The 13,554-nt window shown below is 45.8% G+C and carries 10 protein-coding genes; 6 read left to right on the plus strand and 4 right to left on the minus strand.

Annotation, left to right across the window (positions count from 1 at the left end; all coding sequences use genetic code 11):
• Positions 1-11 precede the first annotated feature (11 nt).
• Genes BKB51_RS09400 through BKB51_RS09420 form a run of 5 tightly spaced genes read left to right on the plus strand, consistent with a single transcriptional unit; the run spans position 12 to position 6,873 of the window.
• Positions 12-1,460 carry a sigma-54-dependent transcriptional regulator gene (locus BKB51_RS09400; RefSeq protein WP_085900818.1) on the plus strand — a complete coding sequence of 483 codons (1,449 nt, stop codon included), beginning with the start codon at positions 12-14 and terminating at the stop codon, positions 1,458-1,460.
• A gap of 27 nt (positions 1,461-1,487) precedes the next feature.
• Positions 1,488-3,605, plus strand: a complete 2,118-nt coding sequence (gene flhA / locus BKB51_RS09405) for a flagellar biosynthesis protein FlhA (RefSeq protein ID WP_085900819.1) — start codon at positions 1,488-1,490, stop codon at positions 3,603-3,605.
• Positions 3,606-3,663: 58 nt separating this feature from the next.
• Complete coding sequence (locus tag BKB51_RS09410) at positions 3,664-4,641, plus strand: flagellar biosynthesis protein FlhF (RefSeq protein WP_085900820.1); 978 nt, start codon at positions 3,664-3,666, stop codon at positions 4,639-4,641.
• Positions 4,641-5,438, plus strand: coding sequence for a MinD/ParA family protein (locus BKB51_RS09415; RefSeq protein ID WP_085900821.1), 798 nt, complete (start codon positions 4,641-4,643; stop codon positions 5,436-5,438). Before BKB51_RS09410 ends, BKB51_RS09415 begins: the two co-directional genes overlap by 1 nt.
• Positions 5,431-6,873 (plus strand): hypothetical protein, encoded by a 1,443-nt coding sequence (locus tag BKB51_RS09420; protein WP_085900822.1) that lies wholly within the window; start codon positions 5,431-5,433, stop codon positions 6,871-6,873. Before BKB51_RS09415 ends, BKB51_RS09420 begins: the two co-directional genes overlap by 8 nt.
• An 81-nt stretch (positions 6,874-6,954) precedes the next feature.
• Here the strand turns inward: BKB51_RS09420 and BKB51_RS09425 are convergent, their stop codons facing one another.
• Entirely contained in the window at positions 6,955-9,387 is a 2,433-nt protein-coding gene (locus tag BKB51_RS09425) for a GcvT family protein (RefSeq protein ID WP_085900823.1), read from the minus strand.
• A gap of 74 nt (positions 9,388-9,461) precedes the next feature.
• Complete coding sequence (locus BKB51_RS09430; protein ID WP_085900824.1) at positions 9,462-11,039, minus strand: trimethylamine methyltransferase family protein; 1,578 nt, start codon at positions 11,037-11,039, stop codon at positions 9,462-9,464.
• 207 nt (positions 11,040-11,246) lie between these two features.
• Here BKB51_RS09430 and BKB51_RS09435 point away from each other — a divergent pair, with 207 nt between their 5' ends.
• On the plus strand, positions 11,247-12,119 hold the full coding sequence (locus tag BKB51_RS09435; protein ID WP_276327916.1) for a LysR family transcriptional regulator: 873 nt from the start codon (positions 11,247-11,249) through the stop codon (positions 12,117-12,119).
• Positions 12,120-12,183: 64 nt separating this feature from the next.
• Here BKB51_RS09435 and BKB51_RS09440 read toward each other — a convergent pair whose 3' ends face one another.
• Positions 12,184-12,915: a helix-turn-helix transcriptional regulator gene (locus BKB51_RS09440; protein ID WP_085900826.1), complete on the minus strand. Its 732-nt coding sequence runs from the start codon at positions 12,913-12,915 to the stop codon at positions 12,184-12,186.
• Complete coding sequence (locus BKB51_RS09445; RefSeq protein ID WP_085900827.1) at positions 12,881-13,405, minus strand: GNAT family N-acetyltransferase; 525 nt, start codon at positions 13,403-13,405, stop codon at positions 12,881-12,883. The genes BKB51_RS09440 and BKB51_RS09445 overlap by 35 nt, the downstream gene beginning before the upstream one ends.
• Positions 13,406-13,554: the final 149 nt, after the last annotated feature.

A 13,554-nucleotide genomic window follows, 5' to 3' on the forward strand; every position in this document is an offset into this window, starting at 1 on the left:
GAGAGTAAGTTATGCGCCTACTAATTGTTGGTTCGCTAGAAGGACATATGATCACTGCCGGCAAAATCGCCTTTGAAAAGGGTGCAAAAGTCGCAACCGTTGATGACGTTGATCAGGCTATGGCCTCTTTACGTACAGGAAATGGCGCTGATTTGTTAATGGTCGATATCGGGTTGGATATTGATAAGCTGTGTAAACATCTGGATGCTGAACGCTTTTCTGTGCCTGTCATTGCCTGTGGTATTGGTACACAGCCGTCAAAAGCTGGTGATGCCATAAGATCCGGAGCAAAAGAATATATCCCTCTTCCTCCTGATGCTGAGTTGATCGCAGCAGTCTTGGCAGCCGTTACAGAAGAAACAACTTCGCTGATCTATAAAGATCCAGCAACTGCTGCAGTCTTGAAACTGGCAGAACAGATTGCCCCATCAGATGCTTCAGTATTGGTCACAGGGGAAAGCGGTACCGGTAAAGAAGTAATGTCACGGTTCCTGCATTCAAAATCAAAACGCGCAAAAAAGAACTTCATTTCGGTCAACTGTGCAGCTATTCCAGAAAATCTTTTGGAATCAGAACTATTCGGACACGAAAAGGGAGCTTTTACAGGCGCGATATCTCGACGGATAGGAAAGTTTGAAGAAGCAAATGGTGGTACCCTTCTGCTTGACGAAATTTCTGAAATGCATCCCCGCTTACAAGCAAAACTTTTACGCGCAGTACAGGAACGCGAGATTGATCGTGTCGGCGGCAATCAGCCCATTAAGGTTGATATCAGATTACTGGCAACCTCGAACAGAGACCTGGAAGAAGAAGTTAAAAAAGGGAACTTCAGGGAAGATCTCTATTTCCGTCTCAACGTGGTCACAATAGAAATGCCGTCCCTAAGAGACCGCCCGTTGGATATCCAGATTCTAGCAGATCATTTTCTCGGGAAATACGCAGAATCAAACGGTGTTGCAAAACCTGCCATCACACCAGAAGCAATGGCTCAACTCATGCAACATCACTGGCGAGGAAATGTTCGGGAACTGGAAAACACAATGCACAGAGCTGTGCTTTTATCCCGCGACAATCTTGTTGGCCCTGAAGCTATCATGTTAACCGGGTCCAGCTTTGCTCCAGCCGCTGCAGCGCAAACAGTTGTTACACAAGCTCCCCCAAGCACGGCGGCAGCTCAAGCCTATGGCGGACCTCAAACACCTTCTCAATCAACCTCTCCAAGTGTTGGTGCTTTGGAAGCACCAACAGATGAAAAACTTGTCGGCAGAACCGTTGCGGATGTTGAGAAAGACCTGATTTTGAACACCCTGGAACATTGTTTGGGAAACAGAACGCACGCAGCCAACATTCTGGGTATTTCCATTCGAACCCTTCGTAACAAACTCAAGCTTTATAGCGAAGACGGAACTGAAATTACTAGTCCTGGCAATATCAGCGAACACTTGAGCCCTTCGGTTTGAGCCACATAGACAGTATCAGAGTACAGTATGTCTGACAGTAGCCCACAACAAGACGGCAATAAATTAGGCCTGCCTCCCTTCGTAACTTCGGCCATCGAAGCTATGAAACGTGGTGATATTGCCTTGGCTCTTGGCGTTATCGCAATCCTGATTGTTTTAATTTTGCCGATGCCGAGTTGGTTGCTGGATATTTCACTGGCCCTCTCTATCACTCTGTCAGTTCTGATCCTCATGACCGCTCTTTTTATTCAAGGGCCGTTAGAGTTTGGGTCATTCCCGACTGTGCTTTTGATCGCCACGATGTTACGGCTATCGCTGAATTTGGCGTCAACAAGGCTTATTCTTGCTGATGGGCACCAGGGTACCGCTGCGGCTGGACAGGTTATTCAATCATTTGGCAATTTTGTCATGGGCGGCAATTTTGTCATTGGTATTATTGTTTTTGGTATCCTTGTTATCGTGAACTTTATTGTCATTACAAAAGGTGCCGGGCGTATCGCAGAGGTTTCGGCTCGCTTTAGTTTGGATGCCATGCCAGGGAAACAGATGGCAATCGACGCCGATCTGTCGAGCGGTCTCATTGATGAGAACGAAGCAAGGGAACGCCGTAAAACCCTCGAAGATGAAAGTAACTTCTTTGGGGCCATGGATGGTGCATCAAAGTTTGTTCGTGGCGATGCCATTGCCGGACTTCTTATTACCTTTATCAACGTCGTAGGCGGTATCATCATTGGCGTCGCCCAACGCGACATGGCCGTTGGCGACGCAGCAACATCATACACCTTGTTAACTGTTGGTGATGGTCTTGTTTCACAGATCCCTGCTATTGTCGTGTCGACGGCTGCCGGTATTCTTGTTTCCAAAACCACAACAACAGGTTCAGCCGACAAAGCGATCTTTGCCCAGCTTGGTGGATACCCTCGTGCTCTTGGTTTGTCATCCGCACTTATGGTCGCCCTAGCGGTTGTTCCCGGCACACCTTCATTTCCTTTTCTTCTTCTCGCGGCAGCAACTGGTGGACTTGCTTTTTTTAGCGACAGAAAAGACACAGCAAAAACAGAATTGGCGGATCAAAAAGAACTGGAAGCAGCGGAACCTGCACCCGTCGCAGAAGAACCAATTTCAGCATCCTTACAAATCGACAACCTTCGACTTGAACTGGGCTATGCACTTCTTCCCATGATTAATGGTCAGGGCGGCGAAAGACTAACCGATCAAATCAAAGGTCTGCGTCGACAACTTGCCCAGGAACTTGGCTTTGTTTTACCGTCTGTACGTATTCAGGATAATCTCCAGCTCGGGGCGAACAGCTATGTTATTCGCGTTAAAGAAATAGCCGCTGGCGAAGGTGAATTACGCCCAAACATGTTCCTGATTATGGACCCGCGTGGGGACAAAATCCAACTTGTTGGCGAAGAAACTGTGGAACCGACCTTTGGCTTGCCTGCGATGTGGGTTGATGAAAGTCAGAAAGAAGAAGCTCTATTCCGTGGCTATACAGTTGTTGATGCCTCAACAGTGATCACGACCCACATTACCGAAGTCGTGAAAGACAATATTTCTGAATTATTGTCCTATGCGGAAACACAGAAATTGCTCGACGAGCTCGGCGAAGAACACCAGAAACTCATTGGCGACCTTATCCCGAACCAGATCTCTGTTGGTGCATTACAACGCGTGCTACAGAACCTTCTTGGAGAACGCATTTCCATCCGCGATTTGCCAACTATTCTAGAGGGCATTTCGGAAGCCTGCGCCTATACACGAAACGCAACCTTTATTACCGAACATGTTCGATCCCGCCTTGCCAGACAGATTTCCAATGATAATCAGAACGAACAAGGCTTTATTCCAATGATCACGCTCTCACCACAATGGGAGCAAGCTTTCTCTCAGGCCCTGGTGGGCGAAGGTGAAGAAAAACAGCTTTCCATGCCCCCTACCCAGCTTCAGGAATTTATCACCGCTGTTCGCCAAACGTTTGAACGCCACGCCATGATGGGCGAAGCACCCGTAATGTTGAGCAGTCCGGTTATTCGCCCCTATGTTCGCTCTATTGTTGAACGCTTCCGGCCGACAACAGTTGTCATGTCGCAAAACGAAGTACATCCAAAAGCAAAAATTAAGACTTTGGGGGTTATCTAGCTCCTATGATCATGCAACAAACACAGACTAAATTTTATCAGGCAGGAGTGATAGTGACATGCGTCTAAAGCATTATATCGCTGAAAATCTGCCTGACGCCATGAATCAGGTACGGCTTGATTTGGGCGAAGATGCGATAATTCTCTCCACGGATGAATTGGGTCCAGATGAAGGGGTCAGAGTTACAGCCGGTTTGGATGACGAACCTGTAAATGATTTTTCTATAAGCGATCCTCAGGACGATGTAGATATCGTCGATGAAATAACCGAGGTGCTTGATTTCCATCGTCTCCCCATTGAAATGATCGACATGCTTGTCGGACATGCTATTGGAATTCCAGCGTCAGAATGGCATATTTCCCTAGCTGGCGCTCTGGATAACAATTTCTACTTTGGTCAGATCCCCAGTCAGGCATTGTCAAAACCACTAATGCTCGTTGGGTCCCCCGGAGATGGAAAAACATCAACCATTGCAAAGCTTTGCGCCAAGGCCAGGTTATCAGATATCCCCACGACAGTGATAACAATCGATGCAGAGAAAACAGGCGGCGTAGAACAGATAGCCACATTCTGTCACCGACTGCAGATTAATCTGGATATTGCCGAAACACCGGAAAAACTGGCCGAATGTGTAAATAACGTCGCGTCTGACCATCTATTATTAATTGATACAATGGGCGTGAACCCTTTTGATGATGACGCATTGAATTATCTGGCAGATTTTGCCCAGACCTCAAACGCCGTCTCGACGTTGATCATTCCAGCTGGTGGCGATGTTTATGAAACCGCAGATAAAGCTGCCGCGTTCAAATCACTAAACACCAAGTACATAATCCCGACAAAACTGGATATGACTCGGCGCTTTGGCGGATTGTTAACAGCGGCCCATAGTGCAGAACTTACATTTATGGCTGCGGGTATTTCTCCACATATCGCAGACGGATTATCCCCCATAAACCCAGTATCTCTGGCACGGCTATTGCTTCCTACCAGACTAGAATCCCAACAGCACTCTCTTGCAACAGGCACACGCTGATGAACCAAGCTAAAAACCATAATGTTCAATCTTTGCACAATAAATTACTCTGCAAGAACATGATTGCCATAGCATCAGGCAAAGGTGGTGTCGGGAAGACATGGCTGTCGATTACCCTGTCGCACGCCCTGTCGAGCTTGGGATGCCGTACTCTGTTATTTGATGGCGATCTTGGTCTAGCGAACGTTGATATTCAGCTTGGTCTGGCACCCAATAAAGATATGGGGGGCGTCTTAACGGGTCGTTACTCACTCGAAGAAGCAGCCGTGCGCTACCCGGATGGTGGTTTTGATGTTGTTGCCGGACGCTCAGGTTCAGGAAATTTGGCGAACCTGCCAGCACCTCGTTTAAATAGCCTGACTTCGGACCTTGCAACGCTATCTGAATCCTATGACCGGATTATCCTGGATCTCGGTGCAGGAATTGATCGAACCGTTCGCCAATTAGCATCGCAAGCCCAAGTATGCCTGGTTATTACCACAGATGAACCAACCTCCCTCACAGATGCCTATGCCTTTATCAAACTGACCAAAATGCAACGCCCCGATGCTGATTTACGTGTTATCGTCAACATGGCAGAAACAGAGCATGACGGACATAAAACCTACAACACCATTCGCAAGGCTTGTGAATCCTTCTTGAAGATAACACCGCCGCTTGCCGGTATTATTGTTCGGGACACCAAGGTAAAGGAAGCAATTCGCAATCAAACCCCTCTGCTTGTCAGATATCCCTCATCTGCTGCTGCAGAGCGCGTAGAACAGATTGCCCGGAATTTGCTAAAAGGGCATGAATAAGGTCAGGCTCCCACTTGCGACAACGCCAACCGCACCATCAAGTGCGGCACAAACGACACAGGCCAGTACTCTCGCGAACTATCCGCCAGCACTGACCACCCAAAAAATACAGGAACAGCTAAGCGGGACAATCAAGGGACAGACACCCCAAGGACAGTTACTTGTTCAAACTCTATTGGGGGAGCTATCTGTAAATACAAATGTTAAACTTCCCGCCGGAACAGAAGTTATTGTCCAGTTCAGAACTCATCGCCCGCCCTTTGAAGTTCTCATCCTGCCGCAAGGGGATAAAACAAAAAGTCAATCAGGACCAATCCAGCAAAACCCAACAGATAAGCTCAGCCTAAGCCATCAGGTTCAGGCAACTCTTATCAATAAACCAACAAGTAGCGCTGCTGTCCCTCTCCCCAAGACACTTCAAAGTTTACAAACTACTACACAGTTTTCTGTAAAAATGGAAGTATTAGGCCCTCCCCCCAAAAGCGCGGCCCCGCAGGTTACACCCGGCTTCTCTCAAGCGTCAGTACAACAAGCATCTCCATCATCAGGTGCGCCGACAACATCACAGCCAGCAACCATGTTGAAAGCCACAGTGACAGGAAATACTCAAGGCAATCCTGTGGTTCAAACTGCCATTGGCACAATTCAACTTGCGATCAAGGCTTCCTTGCCTGTGGGAACACAGATATCCCTCACACTTCTTTCTCTGGATGATTCAGAGGGAATAAAGGCAGGCGATGGATCTCGTATAGCATCGACAACGCCCCACCCGGGGCAAGATTTGCGACAAGTTCTTCAAAGCGCATTGACCACCTTGGGACAACAGGGACAATTTAATGCTTTAGCAAGCCATCTCCCACAAAAGGGTCCTGCATTAACATCAGGGATTTTGCTATTTCTGAATGCCTTAAAATCCGGTGCTCCAAAAGGTTGGGCTGGGGAAGATACTCTTTCACTACTCCGTGCTGCGGGACGTCCTGAACTGGCACAACAATTAACCAGTGAAAGCTCCCTCATCACAAGGCCAGTAGAAACAGGACAGGGAGAATGGCGCATGACTCAACTGCCTATTCTTCACGATAGCCAACTACATCAAGCCCACTTGTTTGTTCGCGATAGAGAGCATGACAAACAAGGACGCGATAATTTAGAGCGAGAAGAAGTAACCCGCTTTAAGTTAGAAGTAGAAATGAGCCGTGATGGCGAGATGCAATTCGATGGCCTCGTCAAAAAGGGGCGATTTGACCTCGTCATTAGAAGTAGAAACAGCCTTCCCAGGACAATGGAAGTTAAAATATCTGATCTGTTTTATGGGGCAAACGAAGCCACAGGTTTTGCCGGAAAACTCACGTTTGAAGTTTCTGAAGACTGGGAAAAACTAAGTCAAAGCTCGCAAAAATTAATCGCAGGCTCTCACAACAGTACCATGGCTTAAGCCTACGCCCTCCAGCACTATATTGTAAACAATTCAGGCATGAAGCGATGGGTTGCTCACTTCATGCCTATGTCTTCAGATTTACTCTACGTCACGAAGTTTTTTATTCTTCGGATCATATAGTGGCTCACTTGAAACAATCGCGGGATAACGTGTTCCAAGAATACTGACTTCAAGTTCAGTTCCTTCTATGGCCAGATCAGTTCTCACAAAGCTCAGGGCAATGTTTTTCTCAATTGTATGGCCATATCCGCCGGACGAAGATATCCCGACGATCTCATCGCCTTTGTAAATTGGGGAACAATAGGGTGCTTCAGCAATAGTTGTATCAATAATCAAAGGAACAAACCTTTCTTTGATACCATTCTCAAGATGTTGTTTTAGAGCCTCGCGCCCCAGGAATGGACCTTTATCCAGATCAACAAAACGATCCAATGACAATTCGAAAGGCGTATATTCATGAATAATATCAACCTTCCAGGACCGATAGCACTTCTCTAGACGCAATGAATCCATGGCATAAAGACCAAAATCAGCAACACCAAACTCTTCACCAGCGTCCATTACGTCATCATAGACCTGCCCCAAAAACTCCATAGGAACGTGTAGTTCCCACCCAAGTTCACCAACATAGTTCACCCGCATCGCCAAAACATCAGGACAGTATCCAATTTCCATGCCTTGGGTCGTAAGCCAAGGGAAAGCCTTGTTCGCTAGATCTGTTTTGGTAATTTTACCCAGCAAATCTCTGGAACGAGGACCTGCGACCACCAGTGTTCCGTAGCGATCTGTCAGGTTTTCAAATTCGACCGACCCATCGCCGGGCATATTTGAGAGAAGCCAATCTTCATCATGCCATTCACCTGCACCAGCAGAAATAAGCCAGTATTGATCTTCTGCCAGTCTTGTGATGGTCATTTCTGTCATCACATGCCCATTACGGGAAAGGAAATATGACAAGGACATGCCACCAATCTTAGGCATTTTTCCCGCAATCATATAATCAAGCCATGCGGTTGCCCCCGGACCGGTAATTTCATATTTCGTGAACCCGCCAAGATCCAATACCCCGACGCGTTCTCGCACAGCCTTACATTCAAACTTGACCGCGTCATTCCAATTTCTGCGCTCATCCAAAAACGAAACCGTTTGCGCGTCGGGTCGGTCTGTTTGCGGGAACCATACAGCACGTTCCCAGCCACCTCTTGCACCAAAGAAAGCCCCCTTTTGCTTTAGCTTTTCATAAACGGGGGTCATCTTTGCGGGGCGGCCTGCAGGGCGTTCTTCATGCGGGAAAGGAATAGCATATTCGTTCTGGTAAACTTCAATCGCCTTTTCAACCACATACTTTTGTGTGGCATAGTCCGTATATCGACGCGGATCCAGCATCCACATATCCCATTCGGACTCACCTTCCAGAACTTGCTCGGCAATAACTTTACCTGCTCCACCAGATTGGGTAATACCAAAACTAAAGCCACAACAATGGTAAAAATTATCCAGTCCATAGGCTGGTCCAATATAAGGCAATCCATCCGGAGTATAGGGAATTGGCCCGTTTATAACGCGGGAAACACCACCCTTTTCAAGGATAGGAACACGTGCCATAGCCTGCCCAATGTACCATTCAATTCGATCGAGATCGTCACTCCACAATTGTGAGGCAAAATTTTCAGGCAAACCATCCAGCCAATAAGGCGTCGCTTTCCATTCATACGGGCCAAGAATAAGTCCGGCGCGCTCCTGACGAAGATAGTAACTATCATCAGGATCCCTGAAGAGTGGTAATTTCTTATCCAGCGCTTCCAGTTCTGGTATTGCATCGGTTACAAGGAACTGATGCGAGAGCGTGACAATTGGAATATATTGCCCAACCATTGCCGCGATCTCGCCGCCGCGATAACCACCTGCGTTAATGACCTTCTCGCAAGTCACAGATCCTTTTTCACAATCAACACGCCACTCTCCATTCGGGGTTTGAGTAATCGCGGTCACTCGATTAAAGCGCTGGATTTTCACCCCAAGATCACGGGCACCTTTGGCATAGGCCTGTGTCAACTGGCTAGGATCAATATCCCCGTCCAGCGGATCCCATAATCCCCCGACACAATCGTGTGTTTCAAGATAAGGATAGTAATCTTTCATTTCACTCGGGGTCAGAATTTCATAATCCAGCCCTTGTGCTTTTGCCATAGCTTGAACATGTTTGAACTCAAACATGCGTTCATCACTCTGTGCCAAACGAATGGACCCTGTACGGGTATAGTTCATGGGATAATCGACTTCTTCCGCAAGTCGACCGTACAACTCTACCCCGTAATTTTGCATCTTCATAATATTCACGCTGCTTGAATAGGTCGGACAGTTCCCCGCGGCATGCCAAGTCGAACCGGATGTCAGCTCATCCATTTCCAAAAGCACAACATCTTTACATCCCATTTTTGCCAGGTGATACGCCGCACTACAGCCGACAGCTCCGCCACCTATAATGACAACTCTTGCATGGCTTTTCATAATTCACTTCCTGTTCTTCTTATCATTTGTTTTTAATCATACTTTGTTGTTAGCTTAATCCAGATTTCCAAAGATCAGATCATGGTTTTTTGTTTTGCTGTCATCAGATCTCGGGGCAACTTGATGTCAAATTCTGCCCTGATTTTTTGATCCATTTCATCAGTGATATGACGAGGGAAATGACTGTTCATCGTTTCCCGTACAATATCTGTCGCCTTGGATAGAGATGTTGGTCGCTCTTTTTCAATCCACTCATTGGGACTACTGCGATCCGACGTTTCGGGATAAAAATACTCTGTTTCCATAACGGAAAGAGTTTGATCCGATCCAAGATAATGTCCGGGACCTTCTTCACAAACCTGGCGAATAGCTTCAATTGACAGCGTGTCTTCATTGACATCAATGCCCCGAACCGTACGTAAAACAGATCCTATGGTATCATTATCAAGTACAAGACTTTCCATACACATCCCCAAAAGACTGGCATGCATACCCGCGGATTCATATACGAGGTTGGTTCCGGAATTACCCGTTATCGCGTGATTATATCCCTTTTCGGCTCCGGCCTGATAATCAGGAATTTTGGAATCGCACATGCCGCTGGGGACACCCGTCGGTAAATCATAAAACCGCCCCATCTGAGCACAGGCCGCAACCAACAGAGCTTGCTCTCCGCTACCACCACTCATGGCACCTGTTCTCAAATCAGATACAAATGGCCAGGTACCAAAAATAGCCGGGGCACCTGGCTGAATAGCATTTACATAAACAAGACCGGCAAGTACCTCGGCAACCTCTTGGACAACGGAGCCTGCCAACGATGCAGGTGACGTTGCACCAGCTTGACCAGCAGAAAGCAAAAGTACAGGCATGCCTCCCCGTACAGAAACTTCCAAACATTTACATGCGTCCTCAGCGAACTTAAGAGGTGGCACCACAAAACAATTAGACATACTGACAAAGGGTCGTTCACGCCATTTTTCCTCCCCACCCGCAATCATATGCAACATTTCCAATGATTTTTCGACATGACTTGGTTCAACCCAACTTGATCCAACATGTTTTGTTGTTCCTGAAACCGACGCATAACATGTGTTAAAATCCATATCAAAAGGATCAGCAAGGTCTCGACACACTACCGAACGCTGAAAGAAATGGATATTATCCAGCTTATCGACCATCCGTGCGATATCATAAAGGTCCTGCGTCGTTGATTCACGGTAATCACCCGTATGGGCATCTACCATATGAACAGCCGCACCCGCTGTGCCAAAATAGGATTTACTGCCCGTAATTTCCATGTCGTGCTTAGCATTTTGCCCATAAAGAACAACGTTACGGTTAACCTTTACCAACATGTCTTCAACAAGGGCGCGTGGAAAAGTCAGGCGGCCATTGTCTTTCAGAACACCACCTGCCGCTGTAATGACGTCGATACAGCTAGGAATAGCATCGGCCAAACCAATGTTTTCCAATACGTCTAGCACAGCGGTATGAATACGCTTTATCTGCAAATCATTAAGGACTTTATAGTTTCCGCTTTCCAAACCAGGCTGGATTGCACGCTTGTCTTCTGCTAGTGGTGCAGCACGCAAGGCTTGACGGGCTTGGCGCCCTCCCCGACGGCGGGATGAAACAGCAACTTCACTCATGGGTGTCTCCGGTAAAGATATTTGAGTCCATTGTTAGTCTCAGTTTAAAATCGGACAAATGATCCTTTTTCACCAAATGGTCACTTTTACTCACCATTTAAAATTGACTTTGTGCCATAATCGTAAAAAATCTGGATAGTTACCCAGATTCTTCCCATGTAATACTTGAGGGTTTTGATATTGCTGAAAAAAAGGCATTTGCCAAATTTGAACGCTCTTCGCGCATTTGAATCAGCGGCGAGACATTTGAATTTTCGTCTCGCATCAGAAGAGCTCAATATAACGCATTCCGCAATCAGCCATCATATCAAAAACCTCGAAGACCAATTGGGGGTAAACCTGTTTGCCCGTGCTGGTCGAAATGTCGTGCTCACTGAAGCTGGAAAACTCTATCTGCCAATCCTTGTGGATAGCTTTGATAGAATTGCAGACGGTGCACGTCTGGTGCAATCACTTGAACGCCCCAAAACGCTGCTCGTGCAGGTCTATATAACCGTTGCAATGTATTGGCTACTGCCAAGAATTCATGAGTTCTACAAAGTCAGTAAAGGTATCCAGGCACAATTAAATACATCTTATCTTGACTGGACCTTTGACCGAACAGGTACCGATGTCGGTATTATCTGGGCTGCAAAAAAAGACCCGGATCTCGTGTATTACCATTTGGCAGAAGCACATCTGTCCCCCATGTGCCATAAAGATTTAATGACAGGAAAGCACCCTATCCACACCCCCGAAGACCTTCTTCAACACGATATTTTACAGCTTTTCAATCATAACCACGATTGGGCTATGTGGTTTCAAAAAGAAGGCATATCAGACTGGGCTCCAGATCAGGAAATCACCTTTGACAACTACCTCCTGGCCTTGGAAGCAGCAAACAAAGGTCGCGGCGTTGCCATGACGAACAGCCCCTTTGCCACCCCCAGAGACGTTAATACCCCCCTCATCAAACCCTTTGGCGAGAAAACCTGCCATAGCGGTGACTGGTACCTCGTTTGCAAGCCAGAGCTCGCCGAAAGCCACAAGGTAAAGACATTTCATAAGTGGTTATTGAATGAACTTGGGAGTAGAGAATAAAAATAATATTACCCAAATTATCCGATCAATAGGCCAGACAAAAAACGAACACAAATAGATAAGCTTAAGCTTTCAATCGATCACGAGAGCTAGGGTGATCACAAACTTCATAATCAAATTCTCTAAGGTTCACAGCTTTTACAACAGCGCTGGTAAAGCTTGTCACCCCATATTTTTTAGCAATTCGTTCCTGGCGAGCTTTAAGTGTATTCTCACTAATACCTAAGATATTTGCTTGCTCTCTTCGTGATAAGTCAGGCTTTTTAATTTGCAAAATAACAGCTTCTTTTTCTTTCGCAGATAAGCTTGAGAATTCACGACTATAAGATTTCAGCTGATCGTGGTGTTCCAACCAAATATCCATTTTTTGCGTTGCCAAAATAAAAGGTAGAGATATTTGGACTGGATCTTCAATAATTTCATCAAAACCAAATACAGCAAACGAATTTAATTCTGGCGTTCCTGATAGAATTAATAAGCAGTCTTTAATTCCATACGATAACCAGTATTGATGACTAATCCCGTCAGGATCATAATAGCTAAATTCTTCGCTTTTTTTTGCCTGTTCAAAAGAAAAAACAGGCCAGATTCTTTTCCTATAGGCCCAAGCACCCGGACATACAAGATCAATATCTGACCCATAGTACCCATCTAAACTACCGAAAGGCATTTTGTCGTAAGTAAAAACAAAGTCTCTTGTTTGTTTTTGCCAGTAAAAGAATTGATTACTTTCTTTAAAAACACTTGAAAGCTCATCAAGATTACTGCAGCTGCTGACTTGTTCTAAAGTTAACATTCCCATCCTTAATCTCTAGAGCTTTTGCCGTCTTACCAAAAATCTTTTCTATTGGCCAAAATTCACGAGAGCCATAAATAATCGGATTATCGCCAGTCAGTTGGAATCCTCTTTTATTCCAAAACTTCATTAAGCGTTTATCTGCAACTTCGCCGATAGCGCGGTGAAACCCTTTTTTCAAACTGTAGTTATCAACATATTTTGCAATTAAGTTCAATGTAACCATCCTTAACTTCCCCGGTAAGGTCGGTGCCATTGCCAAACGTCCCCAATGGATTGTTCCACCATCTTCAGAGGTCACATGCCGTAACCTCATACAAGCTATGGGATTATCATTTTCAGTCACGAGCACATGCGCTACCATTTCCAAATCTTTTCCATCGAATTCTTCTTCGTACGGCTCAGTACTCAAAAAAGCAACAGATCTAATATGTTGGCATTTTACGAGTTGATCAATAGTACTTACAGTGGATACTCTTATATTAGTCATGATTTCCGTCCTTACATTAAGTGCACTGTTTCAACACACTTAATATAAAAAAGAGAAATTTGACTCACGACTCAAAGCAGCAGAAAACAAGTATGCATTATTTATAAATTATTTCGGAATGAAATTTATTTAAGAACAAGAGATGCAAA

Source organism: Kiloniella majae (genome assembly GCF_002118315.1).
GTDB lineage: Bacteria > Pseudomonadota > Alphaproteobacteria > Kiloniellales > Kiloniellaceae > Kiloniella > Kiloniella majae.

Excerpts from the sequence above, each read along its gene's own strand:
- BKB51_RS09430 (WP_085900824.1), bottom strand. The coding sequence starts at position 11,039 with ATGAGTGAAGTTGCTGTTTCATCCCGCCGTCGGGGAGGGCGCCAAGCC.
- BKB51_RS09420 (WP_085900822.1), top strand. The coding sequence starts at position 5,431 with ATGAATAAGGTCAGGCTCCCACTTGCGACAACGCCAACCGCACCATCA.
- BKB51_RS09410 (WP_085900820.1), top strand. The coding sequence starts at position 3,664 with ATGCGTCTAAAGCATTATATCGCTGAAAATCTGCCTGACGCCATGAAT.
- BKB51_RS09440 (WP_085900826.1), bottom strand. The coding sequence starts at position 12,915 with ATGTTAACTTTAGAACAAGTCAGCAGCTGCAGTAATCTTGATGAGCTT.
- BKB51_RS09445 (WP_085900827.1), bottom strand. The coding sequence starts at position 13,405 with ATGACTAATATAAGAGTATCCACTGTAAGTACTATTGATCAACTCGTA.
- BKB51_RS09400 (WP_085900818.1), top strand. The coding sequence starts at position 12 with ATGCGCCTACTAATTGTTGGTTCGCTAGAAGGACATATGATCACTGCC.
- BKB51_RS09415 (WP_085900821.1), top strand. The coding sequence starts at position 4,641 with ATGAACCAAGCTAAAAACCATAATGTTCAATCTTTGCACAATAAATTA.
- flhA (WP_085900819.1), top strand. The coding sequence starts at position 1,488 with ATGTCTGACAGTAGCCCACAACAAGACGGCAATAAATTAGGCCTGCCT.
- BKB51_RS09425 (WP_085900823.1), bottom strand. The coding sequence starts at position 9,387 with ATGAAAAGCCATGCAAGAGTTGTCATTATAGGTGGCGGAGCTGTCGGC.